The organism is Streptomyces sp. NPDC007084 (assembly GCF_040703595.1).
Taxonomy (GTDB): Bacteria; Actinomycetota; Actinomycetes; order Streptomycetales; family Streptomycetaceae; genus Streptomyces.
Genome location: NZ_JBEYFY010000007.1, coordinates 176,827 through 193,630 on the forward strand (window position 1 = coordinate 176,827; position 16,804 = coordinate 193,630).

The window sequence follows — 16,804 nt, forward strand, 5'->3', positions numbered from 1 at the left end:
TATGACACGGCGATGATCCGGTCGGACTAAGCTCGCCCGCAGCGCACCGAGTTGAGATGCATTCGTGCGCTTGTTCCCAAAAGTTCCGAAGATTCCGTTTGGCCCATGCCGATCCCTGCCGATACCCCCACAAACGTCCCCCACCCCCCAGCCGACCTGTCTCAGAGGGCATACATGGTGAGTGTTCAATCGCCTCCCGGTGGCCGTGAACTTCCCTACGCACGGGTGCTGTTGCTGCCCGCGATACTGATGGCCGTGGCCACCGGCGCCGCCGTCGCGCTGGTGACCGAGCCCGCCCGCTTCGCCGTCGCCCTGTGCGGCGGCTTCGCCACCCTGCTGGTCATCGCGACCGGCGGCGAGGCCGTCCGCCGCGGCCGCGTCGCCCGGGACCTGCGCGCCGACCTGACGCGCCGCACCGCCCACCTGGAACAGCGCATCGCCGCGCACGACCAGGAGATCGTGCACTTCACCGAGGTGATCGTCCCGTACGCCCTCGACCGGCTGCACGAGGGGTACTCCCCGTCCGACGTGGTGCGCACCCTGGGCCGCGACGACCCCGACCACCGCGAACTCCCGCAGTCCCAGAAGGACCTGCTGAAGAAACTGCTGAAGATCGTCGACACCGAGGAGGCGATGCGCGACGCCGCGCAGCGCTCCTTCGTCAACATCGCCCGGCGCGTGCAGGCCATCGTCCACCAGCAGAACAACGAACTCCGCGAGATGGAGGAGGACCACGGGCGCAACCCCGAGGTCTTCGACGACCTGCTGCGCATCGACCACGGCACCGCGCTCATCGGCCGCCTCGCCGACTCCATCGCCGTGCTCGGCGGCGGCCGCCCGGGGCGCCAGTGGCCCGAGCCCGTACCGCTGTTCAGCGTGCTGCGCGGCGCGATGTCCCGCATCCTCGAGTACCGGCGCATCGAGCTGCACAACATCGTCGACGTGGCCGTCAACGGCATCTCCGTCGAACCGATCATCCACGCCCTGGCCGAACTCCTCGACAACGCCACCCGCTACTCGCCCCCGCACACCAAGGTGCACGTCACCGCGATCGAGGTGCAGACCGGCATCGCCATCGAGATCGAGGACGGCGGCGTCAGCTTCAGCGACGAGGCCCGCGGCAAGATCGAGGAACTGCTCCGGCTGGCCGCGGCGGGCGTCGACCCGACCGTCATGGGCCAGGCACCCCGGCTCGGCATGGCCGTCGTCGGCCGACTCGCGGAGATGTACGGCATGCAGGTCTCCCTGCGGCAGTCCGCGTACGGCGGCGTCCGCGCCGTGCTCGTCGCCCCGCGCTCCATGCTGACCACCGACTTCGCGCCCGGTCTCGCGCACGGCATCGGAGCCGCCGCCGTCACGGGCATCGACAACGGCGGCGTCGAGGGCCCGGCCCGCAAGCCCAAGAAGCGCCGGCCCACCACCGGCCCCCGCGTCCCCTCGTCGGGCGGCGACCCGCTCGACCCCCGCACCGCCCGGCACCCCGGTGACACCCGGCACCCCGGTGACACCCGCCACCCGGGTGACACCCGTGACCCCCGTGAGGACGACGTCCCGGTCGTCACCGAGTGGACGCCGAACGGCCTGCCGCAGCGCCGCAGCAGGGTCAAGGTCCCGCTCAGCCAGCGGATCGCCGAGGCGAGGGCGCTGGAGGCCGCCGAGGCCGCGGGCACGCCGTCCGTGTGGTCGCCCCCGCCCGCACCCGAACCGGAGGAGAAGGAACCCGAACCCGGCCTGTGGGTCGAGGCGTTCATGAACGGCCTCAAGGGCGACCCGGACCCGACCGCGCTCAGCACGGACAACCAGCCGGCCCCTGCCGAGGGCGACGACGAAGGGGACCTCAAGTGATCCAGCAGCGAGCGAACTTCGACTGGATGCTCAAGGACCTCGCCGACGGCGTGCCCGGCATCCAGCAGATCGTGGTGCTCTCCGCCGACGGCCTGCGCATCGCCCGCTACGGCGGCGACCCGGACGCCGCCGACCGCGTCGCCGCGGCCTGCGCCGGCCTGCAGAGCCTCGCCGGAGCCGTCGCGGGCGAGATCCCCGCCAGCGACGGCCGGATGCGCATGGTGATCATCGAGGTCAACGGCGGCTACTTCTACCTGATGTCGGCGGGACCCAACGCCTACCTCGCCGTCCTCGCCAACCAGACCGCCGAACCCGGCCTGATGAGCAACCGCATGCGCGACCTCGTCGTCCGCATCGGCGCCCACCTGACCAGCCCGCCGCGGCGCAACGGGCAGACCGTATGACTCCTCCGCAACGCCGCCGGCGCAGTCGCCAGGAAGGGGTGCCCGGCCCCGTCACGACCGACGTCCCCCTCGCGGGCCCGGAGAGCCCCGAGGGGGAGGACGGCGAGGGCAAGCCGAAGAACCCCGAGCGCCTCTACGTGCTCACGGGCGGGACCGAGGGCGGCGACCGGGCCGAACTCGACCTCGTCACGCTGATCGTGGCGCGCGCCGAGTCACCGCCTCCCGCCACCAAGCCGGAGCAGTCCGTCGTGCTGCGGCTGTGCCGGGCCCCTCTGTCCGTGGCCGAACTCTCGGCCTATCTCAACCTGCCGTTCAGCGTGGTGACCGTCCTGCTCACCGAGCTGCTGGCGGCCGAACTGGTCTCGGCACGCGCCCCGATCGTCCGTCAGGCGCTGCCCGACCGTTCCCTCCTCGAAGCGGTGATGCATGGACTTCAAAAGCTCTGACACCATCACGGGCCCTCGCGCCGAGGACCACCTCCCGCACACCACCCAGGCGGCGGTCAAGATCGTGATCGTGGGCGGCTTCGGAGTCGGCAAGACGACCATGGTGGGCTCCGTCAGCGAGATCAAACCGCTGACGACCGAGGAGACCATGACGCAGGCCGGCATCGGAATCGACGACAACTACGGGTCCGAGACCAAGACGGCCACCACCGTGGCCATGGACTTCGGCCGGATCTCGATCACCGACCAACTGGTGCTCTACCTCTTCGGCACCCCCGGCCAGGAACGCTTCTGGTTCCTGTGGAACGGCCTGTTCGAAGGAGCCCTCGGCGCCGTCGTGCTGATCGACACCCGCCGTCTGGAGGTCAGCTTCGACGTCATCGGCCGCCTGGAGGAACGCGGCGTGCCGTTCGTCGTCGCCATAAACGACTTCCCCGACGCGCCGCGCTACCCCGTCGAGGACCTGCGGGCCGCGCTCGACCTGCCCGAGGAGATCCCGATCATCAAGTGCGACGCCCGGCGCAGGGCCTCCAGCCGGGACACCCTGATGACCCTTATGCGGTTCCTGCACTCGCTGGCGATGACCTCCACGACCGCCTGAGTCCCGCACGGCGACGGCACCGCACGCCAACTGCCCTTCAAAAGCTCACCTTTCAGCTTCGGAGCGATCACCGTGACGCCTGAATCACACGCCCTGACCGGCACGGAAGACCCCACGCTCGGACCCCCGCCCGGCTGCCCCGCCCACGGCACCGGCCCCGGCGGACTGCGCCGTCTGTACGGCCCCGAGGCGGAGGACCTGGGCGCCCTGTACGAGAAGCTCCGCGCCGAGCACGGCGCCGTCGCCCCGGTGCTGCTCCACAACGACGTGCCGATCTGGGTCGTCCTCGGGCACGGCGAGAACCTGCACATGGTCAGCACCCCCTCGCACTTCGCCCGCGACAGCCGGCTGTGGACCGCCGTCCAGGACGGCACGGCCGGCGACGACCACCCGCTGGCCCCGCACATCGCCTGGCAGCCCATCTGCTCCCACGTCGAGGGCGACGAACACCTGCGGCTGCGCGGCGCGGTCACCGGCGCCATGTCGACCATCGACTTCCGCAGCCTGCGGCGCCACATCAACCGTGCCAGCCAGCGCCTGGTCAACGAGTTCTGCGAGACCGGCGAGGCCGACCTGGTCGCACAGTTCACCGAGCACCTGCCGATGGCCGTGCTCTGCGGGATCATCGGCATGCCCGAGGAGTACAACGACCGCATGGTGCACGCCACCCGCGACCTCCTCAAGGGCACCGAGACCGCCATCGCCAGCAACGAGTACGTGATGAGCGTGCTCACCCAGCACACCGCGCGGCGCCGCGCCCAGCCCGAGGACGACTTCGCCAGCCACCTCATCAACCACCCCGCCCGGCTCACCGACGACGAGGTGGCCCAGCACCTGCGGCTGGTCCTCCTCGCCGCCTACGAGACCACCGCCAACCTCATCGCCAACGTGCTGCGCATGGTCCTCACCGACCCGCGCTTCCGCGCCCAGCTCAACGGCGGGCAGATGACCGTCCCGGAGGCGGTCGAGCAGTCGCTGTGGAACGAGCCGCCGTTCAGCGCCGTCCTCGGCTACTTCGCCAAGCAGGACACCGAGCTGGGCGGACAGCGCATCCGCAAGGGCGACGGGCTCCTCTTCGGTATCGCGCCGGGCAACGTCGACCCCCGGGTCCGCCCCGACCTGGCCGCCAGCATGCAGGGCAACCGCTCCCACCTCGCCTTCGGCGGCGGGCCCCACGAGTGCCCCGGCCAGGACATCGGCCGTGCCATCGCCGACGTCGGCGTCGACGCGCTGCTGCTGCGCCTGCCCGATATCGAACTCGACTGCCCCGAGAGCGAGTTGCGCTGGCGCGGGTCCATGTCGGCCCGCCACCTCGTGGAGCTGCCGGTCCGCTTCGAGCCCCGGCCCCCGCAGGATGTCGCCCAGCGGCCCGCGATCCGGCCGCTGCCCGTCCAGCGGCCCCCCTGGCAGGTCACCAGCGAGGCACCGGCCCAGACCGCACCCGCCCCGGCCCCGGCGCCCGCCCCGCCGGCCTCGGAACCCGAGCCCGCCCACCGGCTCGGCGCCTGGCAGCGCCTGGTGCGCTGGTGGCGCGGCTACTGATCCTGTGACGGCCACGCCGACCACACGTCGGGGGCGCCCACGCTTACCAGGCGTCGGGCACGGCTCACGCCTACCAGACGTCGGGCGCATCCCACGCCGTCAACTCCCGCCCGCTGACGAACCGGTGGGCCAGCCCGGTGACCGGGTCGGTGAACTCCAGGACGCGCGCCAGCAGTTGCAGCGGACGCCGGAAGTCACCGGCCGGCACCGGCCCGGTCACCTCCGGGTAGAGCGGATCGCCGAGCAGCGGCACCCCCAACGTGCTCATGTGGACGCGGAGTTGATGGGTCTGACCGGTGCTCGGCGTGAGCCGGTAGCGGCCGAGTCCGCGCCGCTGCTCCACCAGCTCCACCCGGGTGACCGCGTTCGGCTCACCCGCCACCTCGCGCGCGGCCATCACACCGCGCTCCTTGAGGATGCGGCTGCGGACCGTGCGCGGGAGGACGAGCCCCGGATCGTACGGGGCGATGGCCTCGTACTCCTTGGCGATCAGCCGGTCCCGGAACAGCGACTGGTACGCCCCGCGCTCCGCCGGCCGCACGGTGAACAGCACGAGACCGGCGGTCAGCCGGTCCAGCCGGTGCGCGGCGCCCAGTTCCGGCAGCTCCAGCTCCCGGCGCAGTCTCGCGAGGGCGGTCTCGGCCACATGGCTGCCGCGCGGGGTGGTGGCGAGGAAGTGCGGCTTGTCGGCGACGACGATGTGCTCGTCGCGGTACACCACGTCCAGCGCGAACGGCACCCGCTCCTCGTCCGGCAGCTCCCGGTGGAACCACACGAACATCCCCGGCGCGTACGCCGTTTCGGCCGTGACCGCCCGCCCGTCCTCCCCGACGAACAGGCCCTCGCCGAGCATCGCGTCCACGACCCCGTCCCCGGCCGCGAGCCGCGCCACCAGATGCTCTCGCACGGTCGCCCAGCTCCCCTCCCGCGGCAGCCTGATCCGCACGGGGTCGACCCCGTGGCGCTGCGGGAGGGGAGAGGGCGGGATCCGGGGCTTGCGTCTCACCTGGTCAAGCGTACGAGGCCCCCGCCGGGTCGGGAGCCTTGGCCGCCGTCCGTGCGCGGTACGCCCGGTAGGCGGCGCCCGCCACCAGGGTCGCGCCGAGGAAGAGCAGGGTGAACCACTGGAAGTACCAGTGCCCGCCCGCCGGGTCGTACACCGCGGCGCGCGGCCACGCGAGGTTGACGCTCATGCAGAGGCCGTAGACGAGCGCGAGCGCGTTGACCGGCACGCCCCAGCGGCCGAGCGAGAACAGCGGGGCGCCCGTCTCGTCGGTGCCCTCGGGGGTGAACCGCCCGCGCAGCCTGCGCACCAGCAGCGGCCCGGTCACCATCGCGTACGCGAGATACAGCATCACGATGCAGGTGGTGCCGATGGCGAGGAAGGCGTCCGGGGAGGCGAAGTTCAGGAGCAGCAGCGCGGCGGCGAGCAGGCCGACGACCACGGCCGGGGCGCTCGGCATGCCGGTGCGCGGGTTGACCTTCGCGAGCCGGCCGGAGAAGGGGAGCTGCCGGTCGCGCGCCATCGAGAAGAGCATCCGGCAGGCGGCTGTCTGGATCGCCAGGGTGGCCACCGTGACGGCCACCACGACATCGGCGAGCAGGGCGCGCCCGACGCCGTCACCGAGGCTGCTGGTGAGGACGTAGCTCAGGCCGTCGACGCCGAGGCGTCCGTCGGTCAGGCTCGGCGCGGCGAGCAGCCCGCCGAGCACCAGCAGCCCGGCGAGCAGTCCGGCGCCGCCGAGGGCGATGAGGATCGTACGGGGCGCGGTACGGCGGGGGTTGTGGGTCTCCTCGCTCATCTCACCGGCGCTGTCGAAACCGATCATCACGTACGCCGCCGCGAACGAGCCCACCATCAGCGCCCCGAGCAGGCCCGTACCGCCCGCGCCGGTGTGCAAGGTGATGCCGGGGGAGCGCTCGGAGTGGGTGAACAGCAGCACGATGATCAGGACCGCGCCGATGATCTCGGCGGTCACGCCGACGCGGTTGACCGTGGACATCACGCGGTTGTCGAGGACGTTGACCAGCGTGGTGAGCACGAGCAGGACCACGCCGAGGACGGCCGCGTTGGCCGCGCCGTCCGCACTGGTCGGGGCGGGATCGTCGCCGACGAACTGGAAGCCGGACCAGATGGCGGGCAGCACCATCTGGAGCGCGAGCGCCGCCGCGGCGACCACCACGACCTGCCCGATCACCATGATCCAGCCGGCGAACCAGCCGAAGGAGAGGTTCGACAGGCGCGAGGACCACTGGTAGATCGCCCCGGAGATCGGATAGCGGGCGGCCAGTTCGGCGAAACAGGCGGCGACGGCGAGCTGTCCGGTCAGGACTGCCGGCCAGGTCCAGAAGAAGACGGGACCGCCGAAGGCGTAGCCGAACGCGAAGAACTGGAAGACGGTCGTCAGTACGGAGATGAAGGAGAACCCGGCGGCGAAGGACGCGTACCGGCCGAGACTGCGGTGCAGCTCCTGGCGGTAGCCGAACGCGCTCAGCGAGCGGTCGTCGGGGGACTGCGGCGGATCGGGGCGTACGTCGGAGGGAGCGGTGGTGGTCACGGGCGGCACCTGCCTTCGGCGCGGAGGGCGAACGGGATTCCTGTCGGGTGACAGAAATTAGGGAGGCCCTGTTTCGCTCGCGTGACGCGTCCGTGTCGACAACGGGCCGAAGTCCTCACGGGGCTGCTGGCCGCGGGGCGCCGGGGGTTCTCGCCGTCGCGCCCGGGCGGTCCGCAACGGCGGGGCGCACGGGCGAGTTCCCTGCCCCGCACAGGTGCCGGCCTGGCCGACTCGACTGTCCCGCGCGGGCGCCGACCCGGCGAACCGGCCTGCCCGCGCGGGCGCCCGCCCGGTTCGCGCGCATACGCCAAGAGGCGGCCCGCGTCGCGGTGGCCGCCTCTTGGTGCCGGTGAACTGAAGTTGCTGAAGTTGCTGAAGTTGCTGATGTTGCCGGTCCTGCCGGTCCTGCCGGTCCTGCTGGGTGGTGGGATGCCCGCCGGGGTGTCCGGGGTGTCCGGGGTGTCCGGGGCGTCCGGGGCGTCCGGGGCTGCCCCGCGCCCTCGGCGGACCCTCGGCGTGATCGGGCGTCAGGCCGAAGCCGGCACCTCCTGCTCCGCCTCGACCTGGGCGTTCCACTCGCGCTTGGAGGCCTGCCAGCCGTCCTCGTTGTGACCGAGGCGCCAGTAGCCGGAGATGGACAGGTCGTCGCGGGGGATCTGACGTTCGACGCGGAGCAGCTTGCGCAGCTCCTTGACGAAGCCCGCCTCGCCGTGGACGAAGGCGTGCACCCGGCCCGCCGGGAAGTCCAGGCCGCGTACGGCCTCCACCAGCGCGGCGCCGACCGGGCGGTCCCCGCGGTGCAGCCAGACGACCTCCGCGTCGGAGTCGATCTTCTGCTCCTCCTCGGGGCCCGAGACCTCCACGAAGGCGCGCACGACGGCTCCGTCGGGCAGCGACTCCAGGGCGGCGGCGATGGCCGGCAGCGCGCTCTCGTCACCGGCGAGCAGATGCCAGTCGGCCTCGGTGTCGGGGGCGTAGGCGCCGCCGGGGCCCATGAACCGGACGACCTCGCCCGGCTGTACCCGCAGCGCCCAGGGCCCGGCGAGGCCCTCGTCCCCGTGCACCACGAAGTCCAGCGTCAGCTCGCGCGCCTCGGGGTCCCAGGCGCGCACGGTGTAGGTGCGGGTCACCGGCCACTGCTCGCGCGGGAACTCCTCGCGGATGCGCTGCACGTCGAAGGGCTCCGGGTAGGTGACGCCCGGCGTGCCGAACAGCAACTTCACGTAGTGGTCCGTGCTGGACCCCGTGGCGAAGTCGGCGAGGCCCTCGCCGCCCAGTACGACCCGCTGCATGTGCGGGGTCAGCCGCTCGGTGCGGACGACCGTCGCGGAGTGCGGCTTCCTGGGCTTGCGATCCTGGCGCTCTGCCATGACTGCCTCCTGGTCAACATAGTTAGGCTTACCTAAGTTAGCACTCCTTCCTCGCTGCCACCTATGCGTGAGCGGTACCAGTTATGCCGGAAGGGTTCTGCTATGTCTCCAGTGTGACGAGGAGTCGGTGCAGTGAGCCGCCGAGTCCCCAGCGCGCCGCGAGTCCGTCCAGCGCGGCGGGGTCGCGCGGGGCATGGGGCAGCGCCGTGTCCACCTCGGGGAGGGGGACGTCACCGGCGACCTTCACCACCGTAGGCGCCACGGCGACATACGGGCGCGACTCGTGCAGGCGTTTGCGCTGGGAAGGGGTCAGCTTTGCCTTCGGGTCGTCGAGCGCGGCCATGATCCCGGCCAGGTCGCCGAACTCGGCGAGCAGCTTGGCCGCCGTCTTCTCCCCGATCCCGGGCACACCGGGCAGCCCGTCGCTCGGGTCGCCGCGCAGCAGCGCCAGATCCGCGTACCCCGGGCCGTCCACGCCGTACTTCTCGCGCAGCCAGGACTCGTCCGTGACCTGGAGCGTGCCGACGCCCTTCAGGGGATACAGGACGCGCACCCCCCGCCGGTCGTCCACTAGCTGGTAAAGGTCGCGGTCACCGGTGACGATGTCGACCGGGCCGGTGGCGTGGCCGGTGAACGTGCCGATCACGTCGTCGGCCTCGTATCCGGCGACGCCCACCCGGGCGATGCCCAGCGCGTCCAGCACGGCCTCGATGACGGGCACCTGCGGCGAGAGCGTGTCCGGCACCTCCTCCTCGTCCGGGCCCGTCTCGGTCTCGGCCGCCACCCGGTGCGCCTTGTACGACGGGATCAGGTCGACCCGCCACCGCGGCCGCCAGTCCGCGTCCATACAGGCCACCAGATCGTCCGGGCGGTGGTCCTTGACCAGGCGGTCGATGAACTCCAGCAGGCCGCGCACCGCGTTCACCGGCGTGCCGTCCGGGGCGCGCACGGATTCCGGGACGCCGAAGTAGGCGCGGAAGTACAGCGAGGCGGTGTCGAGGAGCATGAGTCGTCGAGTCTGCTGTGTCACGGTCCGCATCATGCCGTACGCCACTGACAGTGACCTGGACCACTCCTGTGTTTGCTCCGGGTAAGTGTGGGCAGGCGCCGCCTCTGAACGAAGCCGGTTGTGCATTCAACCGTCACCAGTTGTCGGGAACGGCGTGGGCGTTCGTTCAGCCCGTTCCCCTGTCCGACCGAGAGGCACCACGTGTCATCCAGGCTTGAGGCCGACCATCTGTACAAGGTGTTCGGCAGACGACCAGAAGCGGCCGTGGAGCGGCTCCGTGACGGAGTCGACCGTGAGGAACTGCGCGCCGACGGCACCACAGCCGCCGTGATCGACGCGTCGTTCACGGTGGAGCCGGGCCAGATCTTCGTCGTCATGGGCCTGTCCGGATCCGGCAAGTCCACGCTGCTGCGCATGCTCAACGGACTGCTGGAGCCCACGTCCGGACACGTGCGCTTCGACGGACAGGACCTCACCGCCCTGAGCGCCCGCGAGCTGCGCGAGGTCCGCTCCCGCAAGATCAGCATGGTCTTCCAGCACTTCGCGCTGTTCCCGCACCGCAGCGTGCTGGAGAACGCCGCCTACGGCCTGGAGGTCCAGGGCGTCCCGGCGGCCGAGCGCAAGGAGCGGGCCACCAAGGCCCTGGAACTGGCCGGGCTCGCCGGCTGGGAGAAGTCCTGGCCCGACGAACTGTCCGGCGGTATGCAGCAGCGCGTGGGCCTGGCCCGCGCGCTCGCCACGGACGCCGACCTGCTGCTCATGGACGAGTCGTTCAGCGCCCTCGACCCGCTGATCCGCCGCGACATGCAGGACCAGCTCATCGAACTCCAGAAGAAGCTGAAGAAGACCATCGTCTTCATCACCCACGACCTCAACGAGGCCATGCGCCTCGGCGACCGGATCGCCGTCATGCGCGACGGCCGGATCGTCCAGATCGGCAGCGCCGAGGACATCCTCGTCCGGCCCGCCGACGACTACGTGGCCTCCTTCACCCAGGACGTCGACCGCTCGCGGGTGCTGACCGCGGGCGCCGTCATGGACACCGCGATACGCGGCGACGAGGCCGACTGCGACTGCGAGACCGCCACCCCGGACACCTCCTTCGTGGACCTCTGCGCGATCAGCGCCCGGCTCTCCCACCCCGTCGCCGTCGTCGACTCGGACGGCACCCTCGTCGGCGCCGTCCCCCGGCAGCGTCTGGTCGGCTTCCTCGGCGACGAACAGGGCACGCCCGAGCAGTGTCCGAGCCCGCGTGGCGAGGAGGTGACGGCCGGTGCCTAGGATCCCCTTCGGCGACTGGGTCAACGACGCGGTCGACTGGCTGCTGAACCACATGGCGTGGCTCTTCGACTTCCTCAAGACCGTCTTCTCCGGCACCTACGACGGCATCAACGCCGTCCTCCAGGCCCCCCAGCCGCTCCTGCTCGCCGGCATCTTCGCCGTGATCGCGTTCTGGCTGCGCGGCACCTCCGCCGGTGTCCTCACCTTCGTGGGCTTCGCCTTCATCGACTCCCTCGAACTGTGGGACGACGCGATGGTGACCCTCTCCCTGGTCCTCGTCGCGACGCTCATCGCGCTCGTCGTCTCGGTGCCCGTCGGCATCTGGGCCGCCCGCTCCGACCGGGTCAGTGGCATCGTGCGCCCCGTCCTCGACTTCATGCAGACGCTGCCCGCGATGATCTACCTCATCCCGGCCATCCTGTTCTTCGGCACCGGCGCCCCCGCCGGCATCGTCGCCACCCTGATCTTCGCGCTGGCCCCCGGCGTCCGCATGACCGAACTGGGCATCCGCCAGGTCGACAAGGAACTGGTCGAGGCCGCCGACGCGTTCGGCACCTCCCCGCGCGACACCCTGCTGCGCATCCAGCTCCCGCTGGCGCTGCCCACCGTCATGGCGGGCGTCAACCAGGTCATCATGCTGGGCCTGTCCATGGCCGCCATCGCCGGCATGGTCGGCACCGGCGGACTCGGCGGCGACGTCAACGAGGCCATCGGCCAGCTCAACGTGGGCCTCGGCTCCGAGGCGGGCGTCGCCATCGTCATCCTCGCCATCTACCTCGACCGCATGACCAGCGCGCTCGGCACCCAGGTGTCCCCGCTCGGCCGCCGCGCCGCCGCCAAGCTGCGCGCCGCGCAAGGCCTGAAGATCTGGTCGTACCGCCCCCGTCCCGTCGTCGCCATGGTGGGTGTCGTCGTCCTCGCCCTGGTCGCGGGCGGCATGGGCGTCTTCGGCGGCGCGGGTTCCCCGTCGACCGCGGCCGACGCCGAGAACGTCGGCCAGGGCAAGAAGGTCACCATCGGCTACATCCCCTGGGACGAGGGTGTCGCCTCCACCTTCCTCTGGAAGGAGATCCTGGAGGAGCGCGGCTACCAGGTCGACGTCAAGCAGTTCGACGCCGGCCCGCTCTACACCTCGCTCGCGCAGGGCGACGTCGACTTCGAGACCGACTCCTGGCTGCCGACCACGCACGCGCAGTACTGGAAGAAGTACGGCAAGCAGCTGGACGACCTGGGCTCCTGGTACGGCCCGACCTCCCTGGAGCTGTCGGTGCCCGCCTATATGAAGGGCATCGACTCCCTGGACGACCTCAAGGGAAAGGCCGGCACCTTCGGGGGCAAGATCACCGGCATCGAGTCCAGCGCCGGAATGATGGGCCTGCTCAAGAGCAAGGTCCTCAAGGAGTACGGGCTCGACAAGGAGTACAAGGTCGTCGACAGCTCCACGCCGGCGATGCTGGCCGAGCTGAAGCGCGCGTACGCCAAGCAGCAGCCGATCGTCGCCACCCTCTGGTCGCCGCACTGGGCCTACAGCGACTACAAGCTCAAGAAGCTCAAGGACCCGAAGGGCGCCTGGGGCAAGGGCGACGGTGTGCACACGCTGTCCCGCAAGGGCTTCGCGCAGGACAACCCGGTCGTCGGCGGGTGGCTGAAGAACTTCAAGATGACCGAGAAGCAGCTCACCGACCTCGAAGCCGAGATCAACAAGGTCGGCAAGGGCAAGCAGCAGGACGCGGTGCGCGCCTGGCTGAAGAAGAACCCCGGCGTCGTGGACAAGCTGGCCCCGGTCAAGGGCGCCTCCGCCGCCGCCCCGGCCGAGGCCAAGCGGGCGCTGGACGTCGCCTGGTTCCCCTGGGACGAGGACGTCGCCGTCACCTACCTCTGGAAGAACGTGCTGGCCCGGCGCGGCTACACGCTCAACCTCAAGCAGATGGACGTCGGCCCGGTCTACACCGGTCTCGCCTCCGGTGACCTCGACCTCAACTTCGACGCCTGGCTGCCGTACGCCCAGTCCAACTACTGGGACAAGCACAAGAACGACCTGAAGGACCTCGGCACCTGGTACAAGCCGACCTCCCTGGAGATCGCGGTCCCCTCGTACGTGAAGGACGTCAAGTCCCTCGCCGACCTCAAGGGCAAGTCGAAGACCTTCGGCGGAAAGATCATCGGGATCGAGCCGGGCACCGGTGAGATGAACCTCCTGAAGAAGAAGGTGCTCCCCGGCTACGGGCTCGACAAGGAGTACAAGGTCGTGGACGGTTCGACGCCCGCGATGCTGGCCGAGCTGAAGCGCGCGTACGCCAAGAAGGAGCCGATCGCGGTCGTCCTGTGGTCGCCGCACTGGGCCTACAGCGAGTACAAGCTGACCAAGCTGGGCGACGACAAGAAGCTGTTCGGTGAGGGCAACACGATCCGCACCATCTCCAGCAAGACGTTCCCGGGCCGGTACCCGAAGCTCACCGAGTGGATCAGGAACTTCAAGATGAGCGAGGCCGAACTCGGCAGCCTGGAGAGCGAGATCAAGCAGCGCGGGCAGGGGCACGAGGAGGACGCCGTGGCCGCGTGGATCAAGGAGCACCCGGACATGGTGCAGCGCATGACCCCGCAGTAGCGGCCGGCCGGTTCACCCCGAGGGGTGGCGGAGGGCTTCACCCCGAGGGGTGGTCCTCGTCGTACGGGTCTTGACCCGTGGGGCGGGGACCACCCCTCGGGGCCTTTCCGCGACCGGCGGCCCTTCGTCTCCGGGCGCCCGGCCGGCCTCCACCGGTCGCCGGTCCGCACACGCGGGCGACGGCCGCGCCGGGCACGTACGGGCGTATGAGAAGAGATCCGGACAACCGTGTCCGAGGGCCGGGTCACGTCCGTCGATCCGCGCGGACCGCCAAAAGCCTTGCGCGTCAAGGGACTTCGCCTCGCCGGAGCGTGGCGGACCGGCCCGGGCCAGGGGACTCCCAGTCCCGGCCGGCCGGTCCGTGGCGCCGACGGGAACCGGGTGCCGGGGGGCGCGAAGACACCGGTGTGGCGCGAACTGTAACCCTCGCACTCCCTCCGCGTGACAGGGATGTGACGGGTGCATGAAACGGTTTGCCGAACATGCGTAGGGTGCAGACAAGTCAGCAGAAGGAGCGGGCCGGAAACCGGGCGGTTCGCGGACCGACGAGACGAGGGAGGGAGCCGGAGCGATGGGCGACCACAAAGACCAGCCGCTGCGCGTGGGCGCGGCCGTACGCCGAAGGCGCCGGGCACTGCGACTCACCCTCGCCGTCGTGGCCGAGCGCAGCGATCTGTCGGTTCCCTTTCTCAGCCAGGTCGAGAACGAGCGGGCGCGGCCCAGCAGAAGCTCCCTGGAGCGCGTCGCCGGAGCCCTCGACACCACCGCCGCCGAACTCCTCGCCGCGGCCGACCCGGCGTGCAGCGTCGACGTCGTACGCGCCGAGGCGGGGGCCGAGTTCCCGCCCGACGCCGAGGTGCGGCCCCTGGTGCGCGGCCACCACCAGTTGCACGCCACCGAGTTCACCGGCGACCACGACGAGGGCCGCGAACTCCAGCACCGCAACGACAAGTTGATGTACGTGTGCGACGGCGCCGTGGAGGTCGAGGCGGAGGGCCGTGCCCATCGCCTGGGCCGCGGCGACACGCTCTACCTGACCGGCGGGGTCCGGCACCGCTGGCGCGCCACCGTGCCGGACACCCGGGTGATCGTCGTGGAGGTCGCCGACCACATCGACGCGGTGGAGGACCGGCACCGCTTCGGCAGGCGCTGACCGGTGGCACCGGAGGCCGCGGACGGCGCGCGGGTGGCGGGGGATCTCCCGGCGCCGGGTGACCTCGGGGCGGCGGGGGACCTCCCGGCGGAGGGGGAGCGGCGCGGACCGGGGGAGCGGCGCGGACCCGGCGGCCCGCGCGTGGTGTCGCTCGTGCCCTCGCTCACCGAGGCCGTGGCGGTGTCCCTGCCGGGCGTCCTGGTGGCCGCCACCGACTGGTGCACCCATCCTGCGGGCCTCGACGTCACCCGGATCGGCGGCACGAAGAACCCCGATGTCGACGCCCTCGTACGGCTCGCGCCCGACCTCGTCCTCGCCAACGAGGAGGAGAACCGGGAGCCCGATCTGACCGCCCTGCGCCAGGCCGGCATCGAGGTGCTGGTCACCGAGGTACGGGACGTGCCCGGCGCCCTGTCCGAGCTGGACCGGGTGCTGCGGGCCTGCGGCGCCCGCACCCGCCCCCGCTGGCTGGACGAGGCCGAGGCCGCGTGGGAGGCGCCGCCCGCCCCGGCGCACCGCCAAAGGGCGATCGTGCCGGTCTGGCGGCGCCCCTGGATGGTCCTCGGCCGGGACACCTTCGCCGGTGACGTCCTCGCGCGCCTCGGCGTCGACAACGCGTACGCCGGCCACCAGGACCGCTACCCGCGCGTTCCGCTCCCCGAACTCACCGCCGCCGCCCCCGACCTCGTGGTGCTGCCCGACGAGCCCTACCGCTTCACCCCCGACGACGGCCCCGAGGCCTTCCCGGGCATCCCCTGCGCCCTGGTCGACGGCCGCATGCTGACCTGGTACGGCCCCTCGATGGCGCGCGCGCCGGAGCTGCTCAGCGAGGCGCTGCGAGCAGCCGGCCGCTGATCAGCCCCCGGACCGTGCCGGCCGTGGCCGCCGCCCACGCCGTCACCAGCAGGACGTAGAGCGCGACGGCCAGCGCGTCGAAGGCGGTCACGCCCGTGTGGCCAGCGAGGGACCGCGCGCCGGTCACACAGGTGCCCAGCGGGAAGGTGAACGCCCACCAGGTCATCGCGAAGCCCATGCCCCGGCGGCGGGCCCGCACGGTCAGCGCGACGGCGAACGCCAGCCAGAACAGGGCGAACCCCATGACGGGGACACCGTAGAGGACGGCGAAGAGCGCGAAACCCCGGTCGTACGGGGCGGCCATCGTGCCGGGCGCCGCATCCGCGAACTTGCCCGCGGCGGTCGTCGACTGGCCCAGCGGCCCGAGCACCAGGAACAGCGTCGGTGTCAGCGCGAGGGGCAGCGGACCCGAGGTGACCAGCCGGGCGAACACCATCGGCAGCACGACGAGCACCGCCAGCAGGCTCAGCCCGAACAGCGCGACACACCCGAGGAACAGCGTCTCCCTCGCCTGCCCGGCCGGCAGACGGGGAACCAGCAGCGGTCCGACGGCCGCCGACACCATCGGGGCGACGAGCGGCAGCAGCCACACCGGGGACGCCTGCCCGGGCTCGGTCCGGTGGCGGACGACCATCAGATACGGGACGGCCACCGCGGCGGCCAGCCCGAGCAGCGTCCCGGCCGTGAACAGGACCGCGTCCACGGCCACCGCCGCCCCCGCTCCGATCCAGTCCGCCCCCACCACCAGGGTCGACCCGCCGACGGCGAGCAGCGCCATCGCGAGACACCCGTAGAACGGTGCCGTCGCCGGGTCCAGGAGATGCGCCCTGGCCTGGTCGGGGTGGTACCTCCAGTGCGCGGCACGGGCGGCCAGGAGTGCCGCGAGGATCGCGAGGGACAGCGCCCAGAGGACCGCGCAGGCCGTGCGCAGACCCGGCACCCCACCCGGCAGGCCCGCACCCGCCGTCGCCAGGATCGCGGTGCCCATCACCGAGGCGTACCAGTTGGGGCCGAGATGGCGGACCGCGGCGACGGCCCGGTTCCCTTTAGGGCGCGGCGAGCGCGGGGCACGGACGGGGGTGAGCGCCGGGTCGGCGGTGAAAGGCTGGGCAGCGGTGACCATGCCCTCACC

Annotated in this window: 14 protein-coding genes; 9 read left to right on the forward strand and 5 right to left on the reverse strand. The window is 71.6% G+C overall.

Going from position 1 to position 16,804, the window contains the following annotated elements; genetic code table 11:
* The first annotated feature begins 174 nt into the window (after window positions 1–174).
* The 5 genes from AB0912_RS09450 to AB0912_RS09470 all read left to right on the forward strand — a co-directional run bounded on the left by AB0912_RS09450 (window position 175) and on the right by AB0912_RS09470 (window position 4,838).
* Complete coding sequence (locus AB0912_RS09450; RefSeq protein ID WP_366697424.1) at window positions 175–1,845, forward strand: ATP-binding protein; 1,671 nt, start codon at window positions 175–177, stop codon at window positions 1,843–1,845.
* Window positions 1,842–2,249: a roadblock/LC7 domain-containing protein gene (locus AB0912_RS09455; protein ID WP_366697426.1), complete on the forward strand. Its 408-nt coding sequence runs from the start codon at window positions 1,842–1,844 to the stop codon at window positions 2,247–2,249. Before AB0912_RS09450 ends, AB0912_RS09455 begins: the two co-directional genes overlap by 4 nt.
* Entirely contained in the window at window positions 2,246–2,695 is a 450-nt protein-coding gene (locus AB0912_RS09460) for a DUF742 domain-containing protein (protein ID WP_366697428.1), read from the forward strand. Before AB0912_RS09455 ends, AB0912_RS09460 begins: the two co-directional genes overlap by 4 nt.
* A complete protein-coding gene (locus tag AB0912_RS09465) occupies window positions 2,676–3,296 on the forward strand; it encodes an ATP/GTP-binding protein (RefSeq protein ID WP_366697430.1) in 621 nt (206 codons plus the stop codon). Before AB0912_RS09460 ends, AB0912_RS09465 begins: the two co-directional genes overlap by 20 nt.
* A 72-nt stretch (window positions 3,297–3,368) precedes the next feature.
* A complete protein-coding gene (locus tag AB0912_RS09470; RefSeq protein ID WP_366697432.1) occupies window positions 3,369–4,838 on the forward strand; it encodes a cytochrome P450 in 1,470 nt (489 codons plus the stop codon).
* A gap of 70 nt (window positions 4,839–4,908) precedes the next feature.
* On the opposite strand, the gene AB0912_RS09475 is transcribed toward AB0912_RS09470, so the two are convergent.
* The 4 genes from AB0912_RS09475 to AB0912_RS09490 form a co-directional block, all read right to left on the reverse strand.
* On the reverse strand, window positions 4,909–5,844 hold the full coding sequence (locus AB0912_RS09475) for an RluA family pseudouridine synthase (RefSeq protein ID WP_366697434.1): 936 nt from the start codon (window positions 5,842–5,844) through the stop codon (window positions 4,909–4,911).
* A 4-nt stretch (window positions 5,845–5,848) separates the two neighbouring features.
* Window positions 5,849–7,396, reverse strand: coding sequence for an amino acid permease (locus AB0912_RS09480; RefSeq protein WP_366697436.1), 1,548 nt, complete (start codon window positions 7,394–7,396; stop codon window positions 5,849–5,851).
* Window positions 7,397–7,923: 527 nt separating this feature from the next.
* The gene (locus tag AB0912_RS09485) at window positions 7,924–8,766 is read right to left on the reverse strand and encodes a siderophore-interacting protein (protein ID WP_366697438.1); all 843 of its coding nucleotides are present in this window, start codon (window positions 8,764–8,766) and stop codon (window positions 7,924–7,926) included.
* Window positions 8,767–8,866: 100 nt separating this feature from the next.
* Window positions 8,867–9,805 carry a 5'-3' exonuclease gene (locus tag AB0912_RS09490; protein ID WP_366697512.1) on the reverse strand — a complete coding sequence of 313 codons (939 nt, stop codon included), beginning with the start codon at window positions 9,803–9,805 and terminating at the stop codon, window positions 8,867–8,869.
* A gap of 171 nt (window positions 9,806–9,976) precedes the next feature.
* Here AB0912_RS09490 and AB0912_RS09495 point away from each other — a divergent pair, with 171 nt between their 5' ends.
* The 4 genes from AB0912_RS09495 (at window position 9,977) to AB0912_RS09510 (ending at window position 15,672) form a co-directional block, all read left to right on the forward strand.
* Window positions 9,977–11,056, forward strand: coding sequence for a glycine betaine/L-proline ABC transporter ATP-binding protein (locus AB0912_RS09495; protein WP_366697441.1), 1,080 nt, complete (start codon window positions 9,977–9,979; stop codon window positions 11,054–11,056).
* Complete coding sequence (locus tag AB0912_RS09500; protein WP_366697443.1) at window positions 11,049–13,664, forward strand: ABC transporter permease/substrate binding protein; 2,616 nt, start codon at window positions 11,049–11,051, stop codon at window positions 13,662–13,664. Before AB0912_RS09495 ends, AB0912_RS09500 begins: the two co-directional genes overlap by 8 nt.
* Before the next feature lie 571 nt (window positions 13,665–14,235).
* Window positions 14,236–14,817: an XRE family transcriptional regulator gene (locus tag AB0912_RS09505; RefSeq protein WP_366697445.1), complete on the forward strand. Its 582-nt coding sequence runs from the start codon at window positions 14,236–14,238 to the stop codon at window positions 14,815–14,817.
* A gap of 141 nt (window positions 14,818–14,958) precedes the next feature.
* Entirely contained in the window at window positions 14,959–15,672 is a 714-nt protein-coding gene (locus tag AB0912_RS09510; RefSeq protein ID WP_366697514.1) for a helical backbone metal receptor, read from the forward strand.
* Here AB0912_RS09510 and AB0912_RS09515 read toward each other — a convergent pair.
* Window positions 15,641–16,795, reverse strand: a complete 1,155-nt coding sequence (locus tag AB0912_RS09515) for a TDT family transporter (protein ID WP_366697447.1) — start codon at window positions 16,793–16,795, stop codon at window positions 15,641–15,643. The two genes, AB0912_RS09510 and AB0912_RS09515, sit on opposite strands and share 32 nt — an antisense overlap.
* Window positions 16,796–16,804: the final 9 nt, after the last annotated feature.